The sequence below is a fragment of the Plantactinospora sp. CNZ320 genome (assembly GCF_002846275.1).
Map to the genome: position 1 here is coordinate 2,183,757 of NZ_PJMP01000001.1, position 23,189 is coordinate 2,206,945.

The window sequence follows — 23,189 nt, forward strand, 5'->3', positions numbered from 1 at the left end:
CACGCAATCGAGGGGAGTGGATATGAGCGGAAAGGTTCCAGCAGGTGAGCCCCGATCCGGGCGGTTGTCACGACGAGGCGTCCTCGGTGCCGGGCTGGCGGTCGGTGGCGCCGCCCTGCTCGGCGAGACGGCCTGGGCCCGGCCGGTCGGGGTGCCGGGCGGGCAGCCGCCGGCACCCGGCAGGGAACGACTCCGCCCGGAGGCGGCCTTCCTCGGCTCCCCCGGGCCGCTCATCGACCCGGCCCGGGAGATCTCGCCGCCGCTGAATCCCGAGGCCCTCTGGGACGTACCCAGGCTCTCCGAGGCCGACGCCCGGCGGCTCGCCCCCGCCGCCGAGTCGACCGTGGGCATCGCGTCGCTCTCCTCGTCGAGTTCGGTGCCCGGAGTTCCGTTCGACTTCCAGTACCACCCGTTCGAGATCCGTGACCTTCCCGACGAGATCCGGCCCTACTACCTGCGGCTCGCGGTGCCACTCGAGGACACCGAGCCGCACGACTCGACCGGGGTCCGGATGTCCATCCGGAACGGACGGATGTACGACCACCCGGTGGCCCAGGCGCAGTACGGGCTGGCGCTGATCGAGGCGCACCGGATCACCGGCAACGCCGAATACCTGGAACGGGCGAAGAAGCAGGCGCAGCGGCTCGTCGACCGGCGGGTGGAGCACGGCGGCGGATGGTTCTTCCCGTACCCGTTCGAGTTCGTCCTGCACGGCACGAACGAGCGCTACGACCCGCCGTGGTACTCGATGATGGCCCAGGGGCAGGCGCTCAGCCTCTTCTGCCGGCTCTACAAGCTCACCGGGGCCGGCATCTGGCTGGCCGGTCTCAACGGCACCTTCGGCTCCTACCTGGTCACCCCGGTCGCCGGCCGCCCCTGGGGCGTCTACGTGCGCAACGGCCGCCTCTGGCTGGAGGAGTACGCGCACCCGCAGCGGATCTCCGGCGACCTCACCTACAACGGGCACAACTTCTCGCTCTTCGGCCTCTGGGACTTCTTCGTGCTGACCCGGGACGAGCGGGCGAAGGTGCTGTTGCAGGGCGCGTTGACCACGATGCGCGACGTCTACGCCGACATCCGCAACCGGCACTGGCGCAGCAAGTACTGCCTGCGGCACGGCTCGGACGCCAGCACCTACCACACCATCCACATGACCCAGCACATCTGCTGCTACGCGATCACCGGTGACACGATCTTCGCGCAGATCGCCGAGCTCTACTACACGGACTTCCCGCCGCACGGTGTCGCCGGCCCGGTCACCTTCCAGCCCGGCCAGCACACCGGCTACCGCTTCGACAGCGCCGGTGCGGTCACCGCGAGCAAGACGATCAACCTGAGCCGGCGCAGCAGCGCGCCCTCCGCCGCCCGGCTGAAGATCCTCCGCCAGGAGGGGATCTGGTACGAGATCACCGCCGGCTCGCTCGCCGGCTACCACCTCGGGGAGATCCGGCAGCACTCGTACATGACCGGCGAGGCCGCGCCGATGGGCTACCGGATCCTGCGTCCGGCGACTGTGGCGCAGGCACCGCTGACCCTCTACACCATCACCTCGGGCGACTCGATCAGTTCCGTGGTCAGCGACTACCAGCTCAACGATCCGATCAACCTGGACCGGCGGACCGTGGTCAACGGGGTGGCGCACGTCCGGCTCGCCGACGGCGACCACGCCGGCTGGTTCGCGGGTTACAACGCCGTCAACCGGCTCTGACCCCGGCCCGGTCCCGGAGTTACCCCCGGGACCGGGCCGCCCCCACCCCCGGTGTCAGGCCCTGGCCAGCCGGGCCTGGCGGGCGTCCCGCTTCTCCTCGAAGCGGGCCGCCGCCCGGTCCAGTCCGTCGAGTTGCGCCGCCAACTGTTCGCGGGCGGCCTCGCCGTCGGCGTCCAGGCCGGTCACGTTCCAGACGTCCCACTGCCGAAGCACCGGCAGCAGTACGTCGTCGCGGTGCTGGCGCAGGTCGTAGATGCCGGCCAGCGCCATCGCCACGGACTTGCGGGCAAAGCCCTCGATGCCGTTGCCGGGCATCTGGAAATCGGCCACCACGTCGGCGACCGCCCGCATCGTCTGGCTCGGTGCCAGTTCCAAGGCGGCGCCGAGCAGGTTGCGGTAGAAGACCATGTGCAGGTTCTCGTCGGCGGCGATCCGGGCGAGCAACTGCTCGCAGCGCGGGTCGCCGGTGACCCGGCCGGTGTTGCGGTGCGAGATCCGGGTGGCGAGTTCCTGGAACGAGACGTACGCCAGCGAGTGCAGTACGTCCTCGTCGTGCGGGTTGTCGTAGCCGGCGGACATGTGGGTCATCCGGGCCCGTTCCAGCGCCACCGGGTCGACCGCCCGGGTGACGGTCAGGTAGTCACGGATCGCCGTGCCGTGCCGCCCCTCCTCGGCGGTCCACCGGTTCACCCAGGTTCCCCAGGCGCCGTCCGGGCCGAAGAGGGCCGCGATCTGGTGGTGGTACGACGGCAGGTTGTCCTCGGTCAGCAGGTTGACCACCAGCGCGGTCCGGGCCACCTCGGGCACCCTGCTGTCCTCGGACGTCCACGCCTCGCCGTCGAGGATCCCGTCGAAGGTCCGTCCCTCGCCCCATGGCACGTACTCGTGCGGGAACCACTCCTTGGCCACCCGGAGGTGCCGGTCGAGGTTTTCCGCGACGACTGGCTCCAACTCGACCAGCAGGGCAGTCTGGCTGAACGGTGCGGCGGGGGTGACGGTCACAGGCTCTCCCTACGCTGGCGTAAGTTACGTTAGCGTAGGTTACGGCCGTCACCCCCGGTAATGCAAGATCAGCCCACCGTCGGCCAGAGATCCGCCGCCGGCGGTGACCAGGCATCCGGCGCCGCCGCCACCTGGTCACCCGAGCGGATGTCCTTCACCTCGTCACCGATTCCGTCCGCACCGGGGAACCAGACGTACGGGATGCCGCGCCGCTCCGCGTACCGGATCTGCTTGCCGAACTTGGCCGCCGACGGCGACACCTCGGTGGGAATGCCCCGGCGGCGCAGCGCGTCGGCGATCCGGTTGCTCTCCGGCCGGCGCTCCTCGGCGGCCAGCGCCACCAGTACACAGGTCGGCACGCTGCGGGAGATGGTCAACGCCTCCGCGCCGAAGAGCAGCCCGAGCAGCCGGGTCACCCCGATCGAGATGCCCACCCCCGGGAACCGGGCGTTGGCGTCACTGGCCAGGTTGTCGTACCGGCCACCGGAGCTGATCGAGCCGAACCGCTCGTACCCGCGCAGCTGGGTCTCGTAGACCGTACCCGTGTAGTAGTCCAGGCCCCGGGCGATGCGCAGGTCGGCGACGCAGAGCCCGGGTGCGTGCGCCACCGCGTTCTCCATCACCGCGACCAGCTCGGCCAGCCCCTCGTCCAGCAGCGGGTCGGTCACCCCGAGCCCGCGCACCGCGTCGGCGAAGGACGGATCCGGGGTGGCGATCTCGGTCAGCGCCAGGCACGCCTTGGCCTGCGCCTCGGTCGCCCCGGCGGTCTCGGCGAGCAGTGCCGCCACCCGGTCCGGCCCGATCCGGTCCAGCCGGTCCACCGCGCGCAGCGCCGCCAGCGGATCGGCCAGGCCGAGGCCCCGGTAAAAGCCCTCCAGGATCTTGCGGTTGTTCACCTGGATCGTGATCGGCAGCCGCCCGTCGGCGCCGCTTATCGGCAGGCCACCGAGCGCGTCACCGATCACCAGCGGGATCTCGGCCTCGTGGTGCGGCGGCAGGGTGTCCCGGTCCACGATGTCGATGTCGGCCTGGAGGAACTCCCGGTAGCGCCCCTCCTGCGGGCGCTCGCCCCGCCAGACCTTCTGGATCTGGTAGCGCCGGAACGGAAACTGGAGCCGGCCGGCGTTCTCCAGCACGTACCGGGCGAACGGCACGGTCAGGTCGAAGTGCAGCCCCAGGGTGCCCTCGCCGGTGCTGGCCGGCCCCTCCTCCTGGAGCCGACTGATCAGATAGACCTCCTTGGAGGTCTCGCCCTTGCGCAGGAGCTGCTCCAGCGGCTCGACGGCGCGGGTCTCCAGCGGCGCGAAGCCGTACAGCTCGAAGGTGCGGCGGATCCGGTCGAGCACGTACTGCTCGATCATCCGCTGCGGCGGCGCCCACTCGGGGAAGCCGGAGATCGGTGTTGGCTTGCTCATCAGAAGCCGCCCGAGAAACCCCTGGCTTCAGCCACGGGGAGGCAAGCGCGGTCAGGTGTGGTGGCTGTCGGCATGGTGTCGGCTCCTCTGTGTGGCCAAAACTGTCGGGTACGGCTGAGATGCTGCCGGACGTGGACGAGACGGTGCGGTATACCTACCGGTTGCGCCCCGGCGCGACCGCGCGGGCCGCGCTGTTGGCTGAGTGGGGGCGGTGTCGCTGGCTGTGGAACGAGGCCGTGCACCAGCAGCGGACCGGCCGTAGGCCGACCTTCGGCAAGCTGTCGAAGCTGCTGACCGAGACGCGGGCCCGCTCGTCGTGGCTGCGCGACGGCTCCCAGGTCGCCCAGCAGCAGACGCTGCGCACCTACGCTCTCGCCCTCCAGCACTCGTTCAGGTTGAAGGGGCGGGGCCGGCCGAGGGTCAAGCGACTGAAGGACACGCTGCCGAGTTTGGAATACACCACGCGTGGGTTCTCGATCCGCGACCGTCGGCTGCGGCTGCCCGGCGGCGTCACCATTCCGGTCGTCTGGTCCCGCGAGTTGCCGTCCGAGCCGACCAGCGTCCGGGTCTACCAGGACTGCCTCGGGCACTGGTACGCCTCCTTCGTCGTCCGCCGCGACACCACACCCGCGTCTGACGTCGAGGGTGCGATCGGTGTCGACTGGGGTGTCACCACGACCGCGACCACGACGGACGCCGCCTACGACCTGCCACACCACGGCCACCGGAAACGCTGCGCCGCCGAACTCGCCAAACTCCAACGCCGGATTGCCCGCCGCCGACGGATGAAGGGTGCCCCGCCGTCGAAGGGCTACCTGCGCGCCAGACGCCAGGCGGCGAAGATCGCGAAGAAGGCGACCCGGCAGAACACTCACGACGCCCGCGTCTGGGCGAAGAAGATCGTCGACAACCACGCCCTGATCGCCGTCGAGGACTTCACGCCGACATTCCTGACCAAATCCCGGATGGCGCGCAAGGCCGCCGACGCGGCGATCGGCGCGGTGAAACGGGAACTGGTCGAGCGTGGCCGGCGGGCGGGCCGGAAGGTGGTGCTGGTATCGCCCGCCTACACCACGATGACCTGCTCGCAGTGCGGTACGAGAGCCAAGCACCGCCTCGGGCTGGGTGTCAGAGTCTTCCGGTGCGACGAATGCGGATACACCGCGTGTCGGGACCGGAACGCCGCGAGGACGATCCTCGCCACGGCAGAGCGCGGCCGTGCTGGTGCCGACGACGTAAGACATGCGATCACCTCCTCCCAGGATGGTGGTCGGGTGCGGTCCGAGCCAGGAATCCCCCGGCTTCCAACCGTGCGGAAGCGTTAAGATGCTCCTGTCGGATTTCGCCTTTGCGGAGCGGGGATTACCAGCCCCGGGTGGGCCCGACCCGCGGCCCGTCGAGGCCCGCGACCTCGATCAGGTACGGGTTGCTCGCCCGCTCGCGGCCGATGCTGGTCGCGGGGCCGTGGCCGGGCAGCACGACGGTGTCGTCGGCGAGCGGGAGGATCTTCTCCCGCAGACTTCGGACCATCGTCGACGAGCTCCCGCCCGGCAGGTCGGTGCGGCCGATCGACCCGGCGAAGAGCACGTCGCCCGCCAGGCAGATCTGCTCCGCCGCCCAGTCCACACCCGGTGGAAGGGGCAGGTCGGACCGGACGGCCGGGCCCGTGCCCGGCAGCCGGAACAGCACCGACCCGCTGGTATGGCCCGGCGCGTGATCGACGGTGATCTCCAACCCGGCCAGTGCCAGGGTCGCCCCGTCGGTCAGTTCGGCCACGTCCTCCGGCTCGGTGTACGGCAGCCGCCCGCCGAAGAGCCGGGTCAGCTCCGTCGAGAGCCCCTTGGCCGGATCGGCGAGCAGCTCGCGGTCGCCCGGGTGCACGTACGCCGGAATGCCCCGGGCGCCGCAGACCGGCGCCACCGAGAAGGTGTGGTCGAGGTGACCATGGGTCAGCAGCACGGCGGCCGGCCGCAGCCGATGCTCGGCCAGCAGGTCGTCGAGCCGGTCGAGTACCCCGATGCCGGGGTCGACGACGACACACTGTTCCCCGGGCGCGGTGGCCAGCACGTAGCAGTTGGTGCCGAACGCGTCCGCGGGGAAGCCGGCGACGAGCACGTCCGCTCCTCCCATTCGACGGTCTTCCTGGCGGTGTGACCCGCAGGTCTCGATGTCGGTTTCGACCCCACCATATCTGCCGACCCCCGCGACCGGCCGCCCAGATACACCTGCCCCGGAGGCCTCACAGAACACAGTGATAATCTCCGATGGTTTCGGAGTGACCTCGTACAACACTTTTCCAGCCGTTGCCCGTACACTCTGGCGGGCGTGTGGCGTGGCGCACTTGACGCCGGGGCGGCGGATCGTGCCGTTGGCCAGGACGACCGTCGGCGCGGTAAGAGGTAAGACGACGACCAGGGCACATGGAAAGGGGAGCTCGGGTGGCTTCCAGCAGGGACCGGCAGCGCAAACTCGCGCGGGCGAAGCTCGACCGGCAGATGGCCCGGCGGGCGGCCACCGCCCGGCGCAAGCGGCAGATCCGTGCCGGGATCGGCTCCGCCCTCGCGCTGCTGCTGATCGTGCTGGGCTCGTTCTGGGCACTCGGCGGCTTCGACCGCGAGCCGGCCGACGACACCGCCGCCGAGACGTGCGCCTGGACCACCCAGGACGCCCAGGCGAACACGAACCTCAAGGACGTCGGCACCCCGCCCACCCGGGATCTCCCCACCACCGGCACCCGGCCGATGACGATCACCACGGACCAGGGCGCCCCGGTCACCGTCGAGCTGGACCTGGCGACCGCGCCCTGCGCGGCGGCCAGCTTCAGCCACCTGGCCGGGAAGTCGTTCTTCGACAACACCAAGTGCCACGAGCTGACCAGCGAGGGTGCGCTGCGCTGCGGCGACCCGAGCGGCACCGGCCAGGGCGGACCGACCTACACCTTCTTCAGCGAGAACACCCCGGATGCCCCGGCGGCGAGCCCGTCCGCCGATCCGTCAGCCAGCGCCAGCCCGGCTGCGAGCCCGTCCGCCAGCCCGGAGGCGACCACTCCGGCCACGCCGCTCTACCCGGTCGGCACCGTCGCCATGATCGGCAACCCGCCCGGCGCCAACGGCAGCCAGTTCCTGATCTTCTTCAAGGACTTCAGCCCGGCCCAGCCCAGCTACCCGATCGTCGGCCGGGTGACCAGCGGACTCGACGTGATCAAGAAGATCGGTGCCATGGAAACCGTGGACAATGGTTCTGGCGTCAAAATCAAGCCGAAGACCGACGTGGTGATCCAGAGCCTCACCGTCGGTGAGCCGGCGTCGGCCGACCCGACGGCCGTACCGTCGGCGGCGACCCCGACGCCGACGGCGCCGTCGGCCAGCCCGACGGTTGCCGGACAGTCCTGAGAACCGCAGAGACCAGCCCAGCCGCGGACCCGGCCGCGCTGCACATAGTCCAGGAGGAGCCACCGTGACGTCCACCAGAGAGCGGCAGCGCGCCGCGGCGCGGGCCAAGCTGGAACGGGAGATGGCCGAGCGCGCCGCCGCCGCCCGCAAGCGCCGGCAAGTGCAGGCCAGCATCGGCGCCGGGGTGGCGTTGCTGCTGGTGGTCGCGGGCACGGTGTGGCTGGTGATGAGCGTCGGTGACGACAAGGACAGCTCGACCCAGGCGGGCGCGGCCACCTGCGCCTGGACCGACATCCCGGCCGAGCAGCGCAACGCGGCGACCAAGGACGTCGGGCTGCCGCCGACCTCGGCGAAGAACACCGGCAGCCAGACGATGACGATCGACACCAACCTCGGGCCGATCACCGCCAAGCTGAACCTCGCGAACGTGCCCTGCACCGCCGCCAGCTTCACGCACCTGGCCGAGAAGAAGTTCTTCGACAACACCAAGTGCCACCGGCTGGTCACCCAGGGCCTCCAGGTGCTCCAGTGCGGCGACCCGAGCGTCACCGGCGACAAGTGGAAGGAAACCGACGGCACGGGCGGGCCGGCCTACCGGTTCGCCGAGGAGAACCTGCCGACGGACAAGCGCCCGCCGTACCCGGCCGGGGTGATCGCGATGGCGAACTCGGGATCCCCGGGCAGCACCGGCAGCCAGTTCTTCATCGTGTACGGCGACTCGCAGCTGCCCGCCTCGTACACCGTGCTCGGTACCGTCACCAGCGGCCTGGACCTGGTCGCCCAGGTCGGCGCGGCCGGTGACGATGGCGCCTTCGCCCAGCAGTCCGGTGGCGGCCACCCGAAGAAGGAAGTTCTGATCAAGTCGCTGACCATGAGCGCCCCGGTCGGCTGACCGGACAGCTGTCGACAACGGCGCCGCGTCATCCCGTCAGGGGTGGCGCGGCGCCGTTTCGTCGGTGTGGGTACGGCGGATCCGTGCTCGCGGTGCCGGCCCGCAAGCTCGCAGCAGTTGGTCAGGCTCCCGAGGTGACCCGGTAGGCGTCGAAAACCCCGTCCACCTTGCGTACGGCGGCGAGCAGGTGCCCCAGGTGCTTGGGGTCGGCCATCTCGAAGCTGAACCTGCTCACCGCCACCCGGTCCCGGGTGGTGGTGACGGTCGCCGACAGGATGTTGACCCGCTCGTCGGAGAGCACCCGGGTCACGTCCGCCAGCAACTTGTGCCGGTCGAGCGCCTCCACCTGGATCGCGACCAGGAAGGTCGAGGCAGAGGTGAGCCGCCAGCTCACCTCGACGATCCGCTCGGTCTGCACCTTGAGGTCCTCGGCGTTCGCGCAGTCGTCCCGGTGCACGCTCACCCCGCCGGAGCGGGTGACGAACCCGAAGACGGTGTCCGGCGGCACCGGCGTGCAGCAGCGGGCCAGCTTGATCCAGACGTCGCTGACGCCCCGGACCACCACGCCCGGGTCGTTGCTGTTGCCCCGGCGCTGCGGACGGGTCGCCACGGCGGTCTCGGCGAGGTCCTCGGCGGCCCCCTCCTCGCCGCCGTAGCCGGCCATCAGCTTCTGCACCACCGACTGGGCGGAGACCTGGCTGTCACCGACGGCGGCGTAGAGCGAGGCGACGTCGGCCAGGTGCAGATCCCGGGCGATGGTCATCAGGTTGTCCGTGCTCAGCATCCGCTGCAACGGCATACCCTGCTTGCGCATCGCCTTGACGATCGCGTCCTTGCCGGCCTCGATCGCCTCCTCGCGCCGCTCCTTGTTGAAGTACTGCCGGATCTTCGTCCGCGCCCGGGGGCTCTTGACGAAGCCCAGCCAGTCCTGGGTCGGGCCGGCGGTGTCGGACTTCGAGGTGAAGATCTCGATCACGTCGCCGTTGGAGAGCGTCGACTCCAGCGGCACCAGCTTGCCGTTCACCCGCGCACCGATGCACTTGTGCCCGACCTCGGTGTGCACCGCGTAGGCGAAGTCGACAGGGGTCGAGGCGGTCGGCAGCGGGATCACGTCGCCCTTGGGCGTGAAGACGTAGACCTCCTGGCTGGAGAGGTCGAAGCGGAGCGCGTCGAGGAACTCGCTCGGGTCGGCCGCCTCGCGCTGCCAGTCCAGCAACTGCCGCAGCCACGTCATCTCGTCGATGTGGGCCGGCGGGCCGACGATCGTCTCGCCCTTCTTCTCCTTGTACTTCCAGTGCGCGGCGATGCCGAACTCGGCCGTACGGTGCATCGCGTAGGTGCGGATCTGCATCTCGACCGGCTTGCCGCTCGGCCCGATGACAGTGGTGTGCAGCGACTGGTACATGTTGAACTTCGGCATCGCGATGTAGTCCTTGAACCGGCCCGGAACGGGCTGCCAGTTCGCGTGGATCACACCGAGGGCCGCGTAGCAGTCCCGCACCGTGTCGACCAGGATGCGTACGCCGACCAGGTCGTAGATGTCGTTGAAGTCCCGACCCCGGACGATCATCTTCTGGTAGATCGAGTAGAGGTGCTTGGGTCGACCGGTGGTCTCCGCCTTGATCTTGGCGGCCCTGAGGTCGACCTGCACCTTCTGGGTCACCTGCCGCAACAGCGCCTCGCGCTGCGGCTGGTGCTCCCCGATCAGCCGGTTGATCTCCTCGTAGCGCTTGGGGAAGAGGTTGGCGAAGGCCAGGTCCTCCAGCTCCCACTTGATCGTGTTCATACCGAGCCGGTGCGCCAGCGGAGCCAGGATCTCCAGCGTCTCCTTCGCCTTCTGCTCCCGCTTGGCAGGCGGCAGGAAGGTCAGGGTACGCATGTTGTGCAGCCGGTCGGCCAGCTTGATGACAAGTACCCGAGGATCCTTGGCCATCGCCACGACCATCTTGCGGATCGTCTCCGCCTTGGCCGCGTCGCCGAGCTTGACCTTGTCCAGCTTGGTGACGCCGTCGACCAGCAGCGCGACCTCGGCGCCGAAGTCGGCGCGCATCTGGTCGAGCCCGTAGTCGGTGTCCTCGATCGTGTCGTGCAGCAGCGCGGCGACCAGGGTGGTGGTGTCCATCCCGAGGTTGGCCAGGATCGTGGCGACCGCCAGCGGGTGGGTGATGTAGGGGTCACCGGACTTGCGGTACTGCCCGGAGTGCCACCTGGCGGCCATGTCGAAGGCGCGTTGCAGCAGCCGCGCGTCCGCCTTGGGATGCGCGGCGCGGTGCGTCGCGATCAGCGGCTCCAGCACCTCGCTCACCTGCGGCGTCTGCCAGGGCGCGTTGAACCGGGCCAGCCGGGCCCGGACCCGGCGCCCGGTGGGGGCGTTGGCCAGGGCGAAACTACTCGAGGGCGGCTGTGCGGCCCCGGTGGCCATCCCGGCGAACCCGGTGCTCGCCGCGCCTCCCACGGTGGCGCCGACACCGGCCGGCAGCACATCGCCGCCTGTGGCGGGGCCGGCGAGCGCTCCGGCGGCCGGAGCAGCGGCTCCGGCGAGGTTGCCGGCGATCGGAGCAATGGCCCCGGCCTGGCTGCCAGCGCCATTGCCCTGGTTGCCAGCACCGTTGCCCTGGGTGCCAGCGGCGGGCGCAGCGCCGTTGCCCGGGGTGCTCTCGGCAGGTGCAGCGCCGTTGCCCTGGTTGTCGGCGGCCGGCTGGACCGCAGCGAGCGGCCGGGTCGGCGTCTCCACCCGCCCGGAGTCGGGCTGGGCCTGCTCGGCGGCGACCGCCGGCTCCGCCGGCCCACCGGTCCCGACGGACCCGTTTGCCGGAAACCGGCCACCACCGACGCTGCTCGTGCCGTCACCGGCCCTGGTCGTGCCGTCACCGGCGCTGGTCGTGGCGTCGGCAGGGGTATCAGCCTCGTTGGTGGGATGCACCATGCCCTCCGCCGGAGGGGCGACATCGGAAGACACCGGCCTCCTCAACACTTCGCCGGGAATGACCCGACCGTAGCCGGTCGAGCCGGTCCTGCGCCAGTCACGGGCATACACCCGGGCCGGCCACGAACGGCAATCGTACCCGCACCGAGGCCCTGGTGACCGTCCTGCCGGACGTACCGGCCGGTCGTGGTGGTCAGCCGGGAACTAAACGGTCAGCAGGGCATGAACCGGCCGAGGCGCCAGCCGATCGCGGCCGTCCAGGAAGCTCAGTTCCAGCAGCACGCTGAACCCGGCAACCGTGCCGCCGGCCCGCTCCACGAGATCCAGGGTTGCCTGCGCCGTACCGCCCGTGGCCAGTACGTCGTCGACCACCAGTACCCGGTGTCCGGCCGTGAACGCGTCCTGGTGCACCTCCAGGGTGGCCTCGCCGTACTCCAGGGCGTACGAGGCGGCGTACGCGGCCCGGGGCAGCTTGCCGGCCTTGCGTACCGGCACCACCCCGACCCCGGTGGCGTACGCGATCGCGGCAGCCACCACGAAGCCGCGTGCCTCGATCCCGACCACCACGTCGAAGGAGTCCCGGCCGTGGTGGCCGACGATGTCGTCGATCACCGCCCGGAACGTGGCACCGTCGGCGAACAACGGCATCAGGTCCTTGAACATGACGCCCGGCTTCGGGAAGTCGGGCACGTCGAGTACCCGGCTGGCCACCAACTGGGCGGTGACCGGGCCGCTGTCGCCGCGTACCTCGGTCGGGGTCTCCGTCACACTGCGTCCTTTCCGGGCGAAGGCGCCCGACCCGCCACCTGGGCGGCGCGTCGGGCGCCTCTCGATCCGTTCGTCCGGCTCAGCGCCGCTTGCCACCGGGCCGGTTGCCACCGGAGCGACCGCCCCGGGCGCCGCCGGCCCGCTTGCCCGTCGGCCGGGAGCCGACCTTCGGCGCGGACCCGGCCAGCGCGGTCGCCTCGGCGGCCGGTGTCGGGGCCTCCTCGGCCGCCGGCTGCTCGACCGGCGTCTCGGCGGCGGCCGACCGGGCCTGGCCGGGCTGCCGGGCGGGGCGACGCGTGGCGGAGACGTCCCGGCCACCGCCGGCCCGGCGGGTGAGCACCCGCTGGGTGTGCTGCCGGATCCGCGGCTCCCGCTCCTTCAGCGCCACCAGCAGCGGGGTCGAGAAGAAGATCGACGAGAAGAACGCGGCGCCCATACCGACGAAGAGCACCAGGCCGAGGTCCTTCAGCGTGCCGGCGCCGAGCAGCCCGGCACCGATGAAGAGCAGACCGCCGACCGGCAGCAGGGCGACCACCGAGGTGTTGATCGACCGCATCAGCGTCTGGTTCAGGGCCAGGTTGGCCGCCTCGGCGTACGTCTGGCTGCTGCCTCCGGTGATGCCCCGGGTGTTCTCCTGGATCTTGTCGAAGACCACCACGCTGTCATAGAGGGCGAAACCGAGGATGGTGAGGAAGCCGACGATCGTCGACGGGGTCACCTCGAAGCCGACCGCCGAGTAGATGCCGGCGGTGAGCAGCAGGTCCAGCAGGAGGCCGGCCACGGCGGCGATCGCCATCCGCAGTTCGAACCGGAGCACCAGGTAGCCGGTGACCAGCACCACGAAGATCACCAGACCGAGCAGGGCCCGCTGGGTGATCTGCGCGCCCCAGGCCGCGCTGACCCGGTTGTCGCTGATCTGGTCGGCCCGGATGCCCAGTTCGGCGGCGACCGCGGCGCGGACCTCACTGGCCTGCTGCTGCTCCAGCGGTGAGGTCCGGAAGAGGTAGGTGGTGTCGCCGACCCGCTGGCCGGAGACCACCTCGGCCGGCCCCTCCGGGGTCGACTCGTCGGCGAGCGCGGAGTCCAGCGCCTCCTCGGCGCGCTGCATCGTGCCGACGCTGGTCGGCACCTGGAACTCGTTGCCGCCCCGGAACTCGATGCCGAGGTGGAAACCCTGGATCACGAAGCTCAGGATGGTCAGCAGCACCAACCCACCCGCGATGCCGAACCAGAGCTTGCGGCGGGGGACGATGTCGAGACCGGCCTCACCGCGGTACAAGCGGCTGGCGAGCCCACTCCTGCTCATCTCAGGCCTCCTTCACGCGGGTCTTGCCGGTCGTCGGCGCCTCGTCGTCGTCCGCGCTACGCAACGCCCGACCGAGGCCACTGACCCGCGGCGACAGGAACGCCGGGGTACGCGCGAACATCGTCATGATCGGATGCCGGAACAGGAAGACGACCACCAGGTCGAGGATGGTGGCCAGGCCCAGCGCGAAGGCGAAGCCCTGCACCGTGCCGACCGAGACGAGGTAGAGCACCACGGCGGCCATGATCGAGATCGCGTTCGCCGAGATGATCGTCCGGCGGGCCCGGGCCCAGGCGCGGGGTACCGCGCTGCGCGGGCTGCGCCCCTCCCGGATCTCGTCTTTGAGTCGTTCGAAGTAGATAACGAAGGAGTCGGCGGCGACACCCAGCGAGACGATGAAGCCGGCGATCCCGGCGAGGGTGAGGGTGAAGCCGATCTGCCGGCCGAGCACCACCAGCGCGCCGAAGACGAGGATGGCGGAGAGGACCAGGCTGAGGAAGATCACCGAGCCGAGCAGCCGGTAGTAGAAGAAGGCGTAGATGATCACCAGGAGCATGCCGATGCCGGCGGCGAGCAGGCCGGCCCGCAGGTGCTCGGTGCCGAGCGTGGCGGTGATGTTCTGCGCCTCCTGCGGCTGGAAGGTCAGCGGCAGGGCACCGTAGCGGAGCTGGCTGGCCAGCTCGTTGGCGGTGGCGTTGGTGAAACTGCCGGTGATCTGCGAGTCACCGGTCAGCACGCCCTGGATCTCCGGCGAGGAGATGATCTTGTTGTCCAGGACCACCGCCACCCGGCACCGGCCCTCGTCGCCAAGGGCCGCCTGGTCGCACTGGCTGTCGGTGTTGTTGTACGCCTCGCGGGTCAGGTTGGTCCACTTGCTCTGGCCGTCACCGGTGAAGTCCAGGCTGACCACCCACTGGCTGCTGGTCTGGTCGAGCACCCCGCTGGCGTCCTCGACGTCGGTCCCCTCGACCTTGGCGACGTCCAGCAGGTTCTTCTGCTGACCGCTCTCACAGGCCACCACCTGCTGGTTCGGCTCCTTGATCGAGCCCGGCGCCCGCTGGTCGAGCTTCTCGCAGGTGATGGTCGGTACGTTGAACTGGACGTTTGCCGGCAGGACCCGGATCTCCTGCGGGGTCAGCTCGGCGAACGGCTTGAGCTTCTCGGCCAGCGCCGGGTCCGCGTTGAAGTCAGCCGGCGCCTGGAGCGCGGTGGCCGCGGCCCAGGCCTCGGCACCGACCTTCTGCTCCACCGCCGCGCGCTGCGCCTCGAGGGTCTGGTCCGCCGGGGCCGCCGGGGCCGCGCTGGCCGAGGCGCTCGGCGCCGGGGAGGCGCTGCCGGACGGGGTGGGCGTCGGGGCCGGCGCGCCGCCACCCTGGCCGCCACCGGCCCCGGGCGAGGAGGTCGCCGCCGGGCCGGACGGGTTGGCGCTGCCGGACGGGGCCGGGCTGCCGGAGGGCGCCGGGCTGGCCGAGGCACCGGGCGCCGGTGCGGTGTTGACCGGTCCGCCACCGTCGACGGTCTTGAGCACCTTGCGGAACCGCAGCTCGGCCGGGGTGCCGACGTCGTCGAGGTCGGCGTTCTGCCCCGGTACCGAGATCACGATGTTGCGGTTGCCCTCGGTGACCACCTCCGCCTCGGCGACACCTCGGCCGTCCACCCGGGCCTGGATGATCTGGCGGGCCTCCTCGAGGGAGCTGGCCGGGGGCGCCTGGCCGGCCTCGGTGGCCGCCTCCAGGGTCATCCGGGTGCCGCCGATGAGATCCAGGCCGAGCTTGGGCTCAAGCCGCTCCGTCCAGCTTCCCTTGGCCCCGGCGGCGAAGAACACCAGAAGGTAGAGGACGGTGAAGATCAACCCGAGGACGGCCAGCTGCCGCCCGGGTCGCATCTGTCCCTGAGGTGGTGCCACGGCTTTCCTGTCTCCCTGCGCGGTTCGGCCGCTAGTGGTGGGCGGCGGGTCGGACGCCGGTGGAGTCCGGCGACATGCGTACCGCACCGGTGGGGGTCCCACCGGCCCGTCGATCTATTATCTTCGATGCCGAACCCGCCCCGTCGGCCGGGTCGGTCATCGAGTCCTTCTCAACCGGGAGCGCGCGGAGCATACGCCCCGACCTCCGCCCACGGCGACCACGGACCGCGAGGGAGGTCGAGCGGGGCTCACTCCTTCGCGTCGACCTCTTCCGGTATCGACTCGAGCCGCTCCACCTTCTTGACGACCCGGGCGACCGCCGGCCGCGCGTACCGCGTCTGCACGCCGGGCGCCACCTCGAGCATCACGGTCTCGTCGTCCACGCTGGTGACGGTGCCGTAGAGCCCGCCGATCGTGACAACCTCGTCGCCAGGGCCGATCGAGGACTGCATCTGCTCGGCCTCGCGGCGCCGCTTCTGCTGCGGCCGGATCATCATGAAGTACATGACGACGAAGAGCAGGACAATCATGAGGAGCGGTAGGAAGCCTCCGGCTCCGCCGCTGCTCTCTGCTGCCAAAGGCACTGTTATGACCTTCCCATCGGCCTCGTCACGACACGGGCGTGCCGGAGCGGAGGCAGGAACTCACGTCCTGTACAAACCGCGGCGAGTCTAGTCCCTGCACCTGAGAACACCGAATGCGGCACGGATCACGAACGGATCACACCTCCTGGGCTCCCGCGGAGAAGAGGTCGGGCCCTCCGGGCCTACTTCCCCCAAATGTACCATTTGGCGGATTACGCCCCAAGTGTCGCCAAGCGGCCTCGGTCGCCACCCGCCCCCGGGGCGTACGGGCCAGCAGACCGGCCCGGACCAGGAAGGGCTCGCAGACCTCCTCCACGGTGTCCGGCTGCTCCCCCACCGCCACCGCCAGGGTCGACAACCCCACCGGGCCGCCCCGGAACGAGTCCACCAACGCGGTCAGCACCGCCCGGTCCAGCCGGTCCAGCCCCAGCTCGTCCACGTCGTAGACCCGCAGCGCCGCCCGAGCGGTCTCCAGGGTCACCGTCCCGTCGGCCCGTACCTCGGCGAAGTCGCGTACCCGGCGGAGCAGCCGGTTCGCGATCCGGGGCGTACCCCGGGACCGGCCCGCGATCTCCGCCGAGCCGTCCGGCGTGATCGGCACCCCGAGGATCCGCGCCGAGCGCTGGAGCAGCACGTCCAGCTCGTCCGGGGAGTAGAAGTCGAGGTGTGCGACGAAGCCGAACCGGTCCCGCATCGGGCCGGTCAACAACCCCGACCGGGTGGTCGCGCCGACCAGGGTGAAGGGCTCCACGTCCAGCGGGATCGCGGTGGCGCCCGGCCCCTTGCCGACCACCACGTCGACCCGGAAGTCCTCCATCGCGCTGTAGAGCAACTCCTCGGCCGGCTTGGCGATCCGGTGGATCTCGTCGATGAAGAGCACGTCACCCTCGGCCAGGCTGGTCAGGATCGCCGCCAGGTCACCGGATCGCTCGATCGCCGGGCCGCTGGTCACCCGGATCCCCGCGCCCAGCTCGGCGGCGACGATGTTGGCCAGGGTGGTGTTGTGCACGACCAAGTCGTTGACGGTGAAGGTGTGGTCGTCGGCGACGGTGAGACACCGGCAGGAATGCAGCCCGGCGGGCTCGACCGACGCGACCCGGTCGGCGGCGAGGCTCTCCTCGAACCGATCCCGACGGGGCGCCCACTCCGCCAGCCGCCTGCCGCGCTCGCCCAGCACGGTGATTCGCTCGACAAATCGCGCGACATCGTCCTGGCTTGTCACAGTCAACCGCCACGACTCGTGCGGCCGCCCCTGGTAGGTGCCCCGCTTGAGCTTCAGCCGGGACTGGACCCCGAGCCGCAGCAGCAGGTGCTGCACGTCCTGGAGCAGTCCGTACGAGACGCTGTAGAACTCGACCACCACGTCGTACCGGTCGCGCCCACGCCGGCTCACCGACCCGTCACAGGCGAAGTACGCCCCGAGGAAGGCACCGACCTGCCACTCGTCGCCCTGGTAGACAAAGGGCGGGACCCGCTTGTGCCACGCTGTCTTGTCCAGCATGCCGTGCTCGGCGAGCCAACCCCGCAGCCCCGATATCCGGACGACGGAGCTGCGAGGGCTGTTCGGCCGAGTCCGGTGCGGATGGCCGAGCCGGTCACACACCGACCGGAAATCGGCGAGCACGTCCGGATCGCCTCCGGTGAAGGTGACCTGGTTGGACGTACAGCCGTCGCCGATCAGGTAACCGGCCAACCGGAACTCGTCGGTCGACTCGGCGCCGCTGGCCGTCAGTTCGGGGCACAACACGTTCGCCAACACGTCCCGGTCGGTGAGGTCACCCGCCTTCATCCACCCGTCCGTGGTCCAGAACGGGTGGTCCGGCGCCGCCACCACCTCCCGACCGCTCGCCGTCCGGATCCGTACGCAGTCGAGTTCACCCTGCTCGTGAACGGCCTCGACCAGCGCCGGCCGGCCGGTCCGGGTGACGACCCGGTCCCCCGGCACGATATCGCCCAGCCGGCGTCGGGTGCCGTCGGCGAGCAGCACCAGAGCCTCCACCGAGACCGGCTTCCCCAGGCCGGGTGGGCCGGAGAGCAGGATGTGGTCCGGCGGGGTCCCCCGGCCCATCGCGCCGCGCAGCAGCAGGTCGAGCTGGTCACGTACCCGGTGCTGGGCGATGAAGTCGGCGAGCCGCTTCGGGCGTACGGTGACCTCCGCGTCCCGCTCGGCGTCGCTGGCGTACGCCGAGACGAGCCCCTCGGGATCGGTCACCGGGTCCTACCCAGCAGTCGGATCGCCTGCTTCAGCAGCACCGGCACCGGCGGGACCTCACCGTCGACGGTCTCGGCCACCGCCGCCACCGCCTGGTCGGCCTGGGACGCCGTCCAGCCGAGCCCGATCAGCGCCTGGCGCACCTGCTCCGGCCAGGCGCCGGCGGTGACCCCGGCCGCGCCGTCCGGGCCGACCGGCACCGGGCCGATCCGGTCGCGCAACTCCAGCACCAGCCGCTCGGCGCCCTTCTTGCCGATCCCGGGCACCCGGGTCAGGGTGCCGGTGTCGGCATTCGCGATCGCCTTGCGCACCACGTCGGGAGCGTGCACCGCGAGGACGGCCTGGGCGAGCCGGGGGCCGACCCCGCTGGCGGTCTGGAGCAGTTCGAAGAGCTGCTTCTCGTCGTCGTCGGCGAAACCGTAGAGGGTCAGCGAGTCCTCCCGGACCACCAGGCTGGTGGCGAGCCGGGCCGGCGAGCCGACCCGCAGCCCGGCCAGGGTGCCGGGCGCGCACTGCACCGCCAGCCCCACCCCGCCGACCTCGATCACCGCGCTGTCCGGGGACAGCCCGGCGACCACGCCCCGGACACTCGCGATCATCCCGTTCCTCCGTGTCGTTCCGGACCCGGCCGGGCGGCCCGCCGGGGCGTACCCGGTCGGGCGCCGGACCGGGACGCGGCCGGTGTCGCCGTCCGCTGCCGGACCGCGTCGGCCGCCGCCGCGATCCGGGACCGGGTGCCGCCGCGCCAGATGTGACAGATCGCCAGCGCCAGCGCGTCGGCGGCGTCGGCCGGCCGGGGCGGCTCGGCCAGCCGCAGCAACCGGGTCACCATCGCCATCATCTGCGCCTTGTCCGCCTGGCCGGAACCGGTGACCGCCGCCTTGACCTCGCTCGGGGTGTACGTCTGCACCGGCAGCCCGGCCCGCGCCCCGGCCAGCACCGCCACGGCGCTGGCCTGCGCGGTCCCCATCACCGTGCGCACGTTGTGCTGGCTGAAGACCCGCTCCACCGCCACACTCTGCGGCTGGTGCTCGGCGACCAGCCGGGTCAGCTCGGTGTCCAGGTGCAGCAGGCGCAGCGGCAGCTCGTCACCCGGATCGGTGTAGACGACGTAGTAGGCGACCAGGGTGCACGGCCGGCCGGGCACCCCCTCGACCACGCCGACCCCGCACCGGGTCAGCCCCGGGTCGACGCCCAGCACCCGCACGCCGCCCCCTCCCCGTGCCGCAGCACGTACGTGTGTTCGACACCCTACCGACCTGCCCCTGAGCCGGGAACGTCGACACGCCCGTACCCGATCATCAGAGGCCGACCCGCGAGCCCGCCGCCGGTCGCCACATAGGCCGGTACCGGAGTATGTGGCCGACGCCCATGTGCCGCCGCCCGGTTGGCTCGTACCTTTTTCGGCCATGACGGTAGAACCCGGTCGGGACGACCAGGCCGCGCGACGGCGGCAGCAGGAGGTCGGCTCCCCGACCGCGGCCGACCACCCGATCGGGGGCGACCGGAGGGTTCCGCCGGTCGTCCGGCTCGACCTGTCCGGGCGGACCGCCCTGGTCACCGGCGCCGCCAGCGGCATCGGGCGGGCCTGCGCGGCGCGGCTGGCCGAGGCCGGCGCGACGGTGACGGTGCTGGACCGGGACGCCGACCGGGCCGAGGCGGTGGCCGCCGAGATCGGCGGCCGGGCGCTCGGATTGGACCTCGCCGACCCCGGCGCCGCCGACCGGATCGACCCCGAGCTGGACATCGTGGTCAACAACGCCGGGCTGCAACACGTGGCGCCGCTGCACGAGTTCCCGCCGGAGCGCTTCGACCACCTGCACCGGGTGATGGTGGCCGCCCCGTTCCGGATCGTCCGGCGGGCGCTGCCGCACATGTACGCCGGCAACTGGGGCCGGATCGTCAACATCTCCTCGGTACACGGGCTGCGCGCCTCGGCCTTCAAGTCGGCGTACGTCTCCGCCAAGCACGCGCTGGAGGGGCTGTCGAAGGTGGTCGCCCTGGAGGGGGCGGCGCACGGGGTGACGGCCAACTGCGTCAATCCGGCGTACGTGCGCACGCCACTGGTCGAGGGGCAGATCGCCGCACAGGCGAGCGCGCACGGAATCGCCGAGAGCGAGGTGATCGAGCAGATCATGCTGGCCCGGGCGGCGATCAAGCGACTCATCGAGCCGGAGGAGGTCGCCGAGCTCGTCGCCTACCTCTGCACCCCCGCCGCCTCCTTCCTCACCGGCGCCTCGATCCCGCTCGACGGGGGCTGGACGGCGAACTGAGTGGGCGCCTCCCGCAGAATGGACCCCGTGTCCACGCCGATCGAGTTCCTGGAGCTGCTGGCCCGGGAGGCCGCTCCGGTCGAGTTCGAGGGGCCGCTGGTGGCCGCCAGGGCGGCCGGGGTACCCGCCGACCGGCTCGCCGAACTCGAGGCGGCCAAGGTGGTGGCACTGCGGGTACGCGCCCTGCTGGAACGGCGGCGGCGCCGCGAGGCGGAACTCTCCGGCCTGTACGACACCGCGAGCGATCTCGCCGGGCTGCGCGACTCGGACGACGTACTGCGGGCGATCGTGCGCCGGGCCCGGCACCTGCTCGGCACCGACGTGGCGTACATGACGCTCGTCGACGACGAGTTGGGTGACACGTACATGCGGGTCACCGACGGCTCGATCTCGGCCCGGTTCCAGGGGCTGCGGCTGCCGATGGGTGCCGGACTCGGCGGGCTGGTGGCCCAGACCGGCAGCCCGTACGCGACGGCGAACTACCCGGAGGACGCGCGGTTCCACCACACCGGCGAGATCGACGCCGGGGTAGGTGAGGAGGGGCTGGTCGCCATCCTCGGCGTGCCGCTGCGGCTCGGCTCCCGGGTGATCGGGGTGCTCTACGCCGCCAACCGGTCGGCCCGGCCGTTCGCCCGGGAGGAGGTGTCGCTGCTGCTCTCGCTGGCCGCGCACGCGGCGGTGGCGATCGACACGGCGCGGCTGCTCGCCGAGACCCGGGCCGCGCTGGCGGAACTCTCGGCGGCCAACTCGACGATCCAGGCGCACAGCGCGTCGGTGGAGCGGGCCGCCGCCGCACACGACCGGATGACCTCGCTGGTGTTGCGCGGCGGCGGGGTGGAGGACGTGGCGGCGGCGGTGACCGAGGTGCTCGGCGGTGCGCTGCTGGCGCTGGACGCCGAGGGCCGGACGCTGGCCCGGGTCGGCGAGATCGACGAGCCGGAGCGGGCGGCCCTGGCCGAGGCGGTGGTGGCGTCGCGTACCGAGGGGCGCAGCGTGCGCCGGGGCCAGCTCTGGTACGCCGCCGTCGTCGCCGGTACGGAGAACCTCGGCGCCCTGGTCTCCCGCCCCGAGGAGGAGCTGGTCGACGCCGACCAGCGGATCCTGGAGCGGGCCGCGCTGGTCACCGCCCTGCTGCTGCTCTTCCGGCAGAGCGTCGCCGAGGCGGAGGGACGGGTCCGGGGTGAACTGCTCGACGACCTGATCGCCCGGCCGGTCTCCGACGTCGCCGCGCTGCGCGGTCGGGCCCGTCGGCTCGGGGTGGACCTGGACGTCCCGCACGTGCTCGTGGCGGTCGGCGACGACGGAAGCGCCGGCAGTACCTCGATCCGGCAGCGGGTCACCTCCTGGGCCAGCACGTACGCCTCGGCCCAGGGCGGGCTGGCGGCGGCCCGGGACGGCCGGGCGGTGCTGATGCTGCCCGGCGACGACGCCGGTTCGGCGGCCCGGACCGTGGTCCGGGACCTGTCCCGGGCGCTGGGCCGGCCGGTCACCGCCGGTGCGGGCGGGCCGGCGAGCGGCCCGGCGTCGCTGGCCGGTGCGGCCCGGGAGGCGGACCGCTGTCTCACCGCACTGCGCGCGCTGGGTCGGGCCGGGGAGGGTGCCAGCAGCGCCGAACTCGGCTTCGTCGGCCTGCTGCTCGGTGCGGTCGAGGAGGGGGGCGACCGCGATGTCGCCAGGTTCCTGGTCGACACCGTCGGCCCGGTGGTGGACTACGACGCCCGCCGAGGGACCGCGCTGGTGAAGACGCTGGAGGCGTACTTCGGGGTCGGTGGCAGCCTGGCCCGGGCGGCCGAGCTGCTGCACGTGCACGTCAACACGGTGACCCAGCGGCTGGACCGGGTGGGGCAACTGCTCGGACCCGAGTGGCAGAAGCCGGAGCGGGCGCTGGAGGTGCAGCTCGCACTCCGGCTACACCGGCTGCGCGCCTCCGCCGGCCAGAACGGGGCGGGAGCCGGCGCCGAGCTGCCCTGAGCACGGCGCCCCCGGACGGCGGCACGGCGGTCAGGGACGGCGGCGCGGCGGTCAGGGACGTCGGCTCGGCGGTCAGGGACGTCGGCTCGGCGGTCAGGGACGTCGGCTCGGCGGTCAGGGACGTCGGCTCGGCGGTCAGGGACGTCGGCTCGGCGCGCCAGGGGACGGCGCGGCGGGCCAGTTGGACTGCTGGGCGGGCCAGTTGGGCGGCGGAGCGGGTCAGCGGGCGGCGATGCCGGCGATCACGGCGTCGACGATCCGGGCCGGCAGGTCGCGCTCGTCCAGGTCGGGCTGGGCGCGGAGCAGCCGCTGGATCAGCAGCGGGGCGGTGAGCAGCGCGAGCGTTAGCTCGACGTCGAGGTCGGCCCGCAGTTCGCCGAGGTCGATTCCCCGGCGCAGCACCTCGCGGATCATCCGACGGCGGGGCTCGACCAGCTCCTGGTAGAGCCGGTACTGCTCGGGACTGCGGCTGATCGTGGGCATCAGGCAGGGCATGATCTGCCGCGCCCGGGGGTCCGGGTTGTGCCCGGTGTTGCCGACAAGCGCGATCAGGTCCTCGCGTACGGACCGGCCGGGCGGTGGCGGCGGTGGCGGCTTGAGCCGGCGCAGGGCGTCCTGGAGCAGCGCCTCCTTGCCCGGCCAGCGACGGTAGATGGTCGCCTTGCCCACGCCGGCCCGGGTGGTGATCGCCTCGATCGAGAGCGTCTCGATGCTGCTGCCCTCGGCGAGCAGGTCGAGGGCGGCCTCCAGGATCGCCTCGTCCGCGCGGATGCTCCGCGGGCGACCCGGCGCCCGCGGAGCATCCGTCGGTTCGGTCATGTTGACCATTGTCCC

At 71.6% G+C, this 23,189-nt stretch carries 17 protein-coding genes and 3 pseudogenes; 6 read left to right on the forward strand and 14 right to left on the reverse strand.

All coding sequences use genetic code 11. The features are described from left to right. Nucleotides 1-22 precede the first annotated feature (22 nt). On the forward strand, nucleotides 23-1,708 hold the full coding sequence (locus CLT71_RS09475; protein WP_101366784.1) for a D-glucuronyl C5-epimerase family protein: 1,686 nt from the start codon (nucleotides 23-25) through the stop codon (nucleotides 1,706-1,708). Nucleotides 1,709-1,762: 54 nt separating this feature from the next. Here CLT71_RS09475 and CLT71_RS09480 read toward each other — a convergent pair whose 3' ends face one another. Then, the gene (locus tag CLT71_RS09480) at nucleotides 1,763-2,710 is read right to left on the reverse strand and encodes an acyl-ACP desaturase (protein WP_101366785.1); all 948 of its coding nucleotides are present in this window, start codon (nucleotides 2,708-2,710) and stop codon (nucleotides 1,763-1,765) included. A 68-nt stretch (nucleotides 2,711-2,778) separates the two neighbouring features. After that, complete coding sequence (gene hisS, locus CLT71_RS09485) at nucleotides 2,779-4,125, reverse strand: histidine--tRNA ligase (RefSeq protein WP_101366786.1); 1,347 nt, start codon at nucleotides 4,123-4,125, stop codon at nucleotides 2,779-2,781. Between the two features lie 131 nt (nucleotides 4,126-4,256). Between hisS and CLT71_RS09490 the strand changes: the two genes are divergently transcribed. After that, nucleotides 4,257-5,450, forward strand: coding sequence for an RNA-guided endonuclease TnpB family protein (locus CLT71_RS09490; RefSeq protein ID WP_199187563.1), 1,194 nt, complete (start codon nucleotides 4,257-4,259; stop codon nucleotides 5,448-5,450). 37 nt (nucleotides 5,451-5,487) lie between these two features. On the opposite strand, the gene CLT71_RS09495 is transcribed toward CLT71_RS09490, so the two are convergent. After that, nucleotides 5,488-6,240: an MBL fold metallo-hydrolase gene (locus CLT71_RS09495; RefSeq protein WP_101371291.1), complete on the reverse strand. Its 753-nt coding sequence runs from the start codon at nucleotides 6,238-6,240 to the stop codon at nucleotides 5,488-5,490. A 323-nt stretch (nucleotides 6,241-6,563) separates the two neighbouring features. Between CLT71_RS09495 and CLT71_RS09500 the strand changes: the two genes are divergently transcribed. Together CLT71_RS09500 and CLT71_RS09505 are read left to right on the forward strand one after the other, a co-directional pair. Further along, nucleotides 6,564-7,517, forward strand: a complete 954-nt coding sequence (locus CLT71_RS09500; RefSeq protein ID WP_101366788.1) for a peptidylprolyl isomerase — start codon at nucleotides 6,564-6,566, stop codon at nucleotides 7,515-7,517. A gap of 64 nt (nucleotides 7,518-7,581) precedes the next feature. After that, entirely contained in the window at nucleotides 7,582-8,409 is an 828-nt protein-coding gene (locus tag CLT71_RS09505; protein ID WP_486483164.1) for a peptidylprolyl isomerase, read from the forward strand. 121 nt (nucleotides 8,410-8,530) lie between these two features. On the opposite strand, the gene CLT71_RS09510 is transcribed toward CLT71_RS09505, so the two are convergent. The 10 genes and pseudogenes from CLT71_RS09510 to ruvC all read right to left on the reverse strand — a co-directional run. Beyond that, nucleotides 8,531-10,972, reverse strand: a complete 2,442-nt coding sequence (locus CLT71_RS09510) for a RelA/SpoT family protein (RefSeq protein WP_486483659.1) — start codon at nucleotides 10,970-10,972, stop codon at nucleotides 8,531-8,533. Nucleotides 10,973-11,539: 567 nt separating this feature from the next. Further along, entirely contained in the window at nucleotides 11,540-12,103 is a 564-nt protein-coding gene (locus CLT71_RS09515) for an adenine phosphoribosyltransferase (protein WP_101366790.1), read from the reverse strand. A 79-nt stretch (nucleotides 12,104-12,182) separates the two neighbouring features. Further along, nucleotides 12,183-13,409 (reverse strand): protein translocase subunit SecF, encoded by a 1,227-nt coding sequence (gene secF / locus CLT71_RS09520; RefSeq protein WP_101366791.1) that lies wholly within the window; start codon nucleotides 13,407-13,409, stop codon nucleotides 12,183-12,185. A 1-nt stretch (nucleotide 13,410) separates the two neighbouring features. Beyond that, nucleotides 13,411-15,315 (reverse strand): protein translocase subunit SecD, encoded by a 1,905-nt coding sequence (secD, locus tag CLT71_RS09525; RefSeq protein WP_199187564.1) that lies wholly within the window; start codon nucleotides 15,313-15,315, stop codon nucleotides 13,411-13,413. A 248-nt stretch (nucleotides 15,316-15,563) separates the two neighbouring features. Continuing rightward, on the reverse strand, nucleotides 15,564-15,845 hold the full coding sequence (yajC, locus tag CLT71_RS09530) for a preprotein translocase subunit YajC (protein ID WP_199187883.1): 282 nt from the start codon (nucleotides 15,843-15,845) through the stop codon (nucleotides 15,564-15,566). Nucleotides 15,846-16,035: 190 nt separating this feature from the next. Then, the gene (gene ruvB, locus CLT71_RS37905; RefSeq protein ID WP_486483660.1) at nucleotides 16,036-17,082 is read right to left on the reverse strand and encodes a Holliday junction branch migration DNA helicase RuvB; all 1,047 of its coding nucleotides are present in this window, start codon (nucleotides 17,080-17,082) and stop codon (nucleotides 16,036-16,038) included. Nucleotides 17,083-17,091: 9 nt separating this feature from the next. Beyond that, nucleotides 17,092-17,688 (reverse strand): annotated as a pseudogene (locus CLT71_RS37910) (LAGLIDADG family homing endonuclease); the annotation flags it as partial. Between the two features lie 219 nt (nucleotides 17,689-17,907). Then, nucleotides 17,908-18,111 (reverse strand): annotated as a pseudogene (locus CLT71_RS09540) (Holliday junction branch migration DNA helicase RuvB); the annotation flags it as partial. Continuing rightward, nucleotides 18,108-18,710 (reverse strand): Holliday junction branch migration protein RuvA, encoded by a 603-nt coding sequence (ruvA, locus tag CLT71_RS09545; protein ID WP_101366794.1) that lies wholly within the window; start codon nucleotides 18,708-18,710, stop codon nucleotides 18,108-18,110. The gene ruvA and the pseudogene CLT71_RS09540, both read right to left, overlap by 4 nt. A gap of 95 nt (nucleotides 18,711-18,805) precedes the next feature. Next, nucleotides 18,806-19,318: pseudogene (gene ruvC / locus CLT71_RS09550) on the reverse strand (crossover junction endodeoxyribonuclease RuvC); the annotation flags it as partial. 202 nt (nucleotides 19,319-19,520) lie between these two features. Here ruvC and CLT71_RS09555 point away from each other — a divergent pair. Both CLT71_RS09555 and CLT71_RS09560 read left to right on the forward strand, forming a co-directional pair. After that, nucleotides 19,521-20,384: a 3-hydroxybutyrate dehydrogenase gene (locus tag CLT71_RS09555; RefSeq protein ID WP_101366796.1), complete on the forward strand. Its 864-nt coding sequence runs from the start codon at nucleotides 19,521-19,523 to the stop codon at nucleotides 20,382-20,384. An 18-nt stretch (nucleotides 20,385-20,402) separates the two neighbouring features. Next, nucleotides 20,403-22,355 (forward strand): helix-turn-helix domain-containing protein, encoded by a 1,953-nt coding sequence (locus CLT71_RS09560; RefSeq protein ID WP_101366797.1) that lies wholly within the window; start codon nucleotides 20,403-20,405, stop codon nucleotides 22,353-22,355. A gap of 219 nt (nucleotides 22,356-22,574) precedes the next feature. Here CLT71_RS09560 and CLT71_RS09565 read toward each other — a convergent pair whose 3' ends face one another. Beyond that, the gene (locus CLT71_RS09565; protein ID WP_101366798.1) at nucleotides 22,575-23,183 is read right to left on the reverse strand and encodes a TetR/AcrR family transcriptional regulator; all 609 of its coding nucleotides are present in this window, start codon (nucleotides 23,181-23,183) and stop codon (nucleotides 22,575-22,577) included. Nucleotides 23,184-23,189 lie beyond the last annotated feature (6 nt).

Excerpts from the sequence above, each read along its gene's own strand:
- CLT71_RS09475 (WP_101366784.1), top strand. The coding sequence starts at position 23 with ATGAGCGGAAAGGTTCCAGCAGGTGAGCCCCGATCCGGGCGGTTGTCA.
- hisS (WP_101366786.1), bottom strand. The coding sequence starts at position 4,125 with ATGAGCAAGCCAACACCGATCTCCGGCTTCCCCGAGTGGGCGCCGCCG.
- secF (WP_101366791.1), bottom strand. The coding sequence starts at position 13,409 with ATGAGCAGGAGTGGGCTCGCCAGCCGCTTGTACCGCGGTGAGGCCGGT.
- yajC (WP_199187883.1), bottom strand. The coding sequence starts at position 15,845 with ATGATTGTCCTGCTCTTCGTCGTCATGTACTTCATGATGATCCGGCCG.
- ruvA (WP_101366794.1), bottom strand. The coding sequence starts at position 18,710 with ATGATCGCGAGTGTCCGGGGCGTGGTCGCCGGGCTGTCCCCGGACAGC.
- CLT71_RS09555 (WP_101366796.1), top strand. The coding sequence starts at position 19,521 with ATGACGGTAGAACCCGGTCGGGACGACCAGGCCGCGCGACGGCGGCAG.
- CLT71_RS09560 (WP_101366797.1), top strand. The coding sequence starts at position 20,403 with ATGGACCCCGTGTCCACGCCGATCGAGTTCCTGGAGCTGCTGGCCCGG.
- CLT71_RS09565 (WP_101366798.1), bottom strand. The coding sequence starts at position 23,183 with ATGGTCAACATGACCGAACCGACGGATGCTCCGCGGGCGCCGGGTCGC.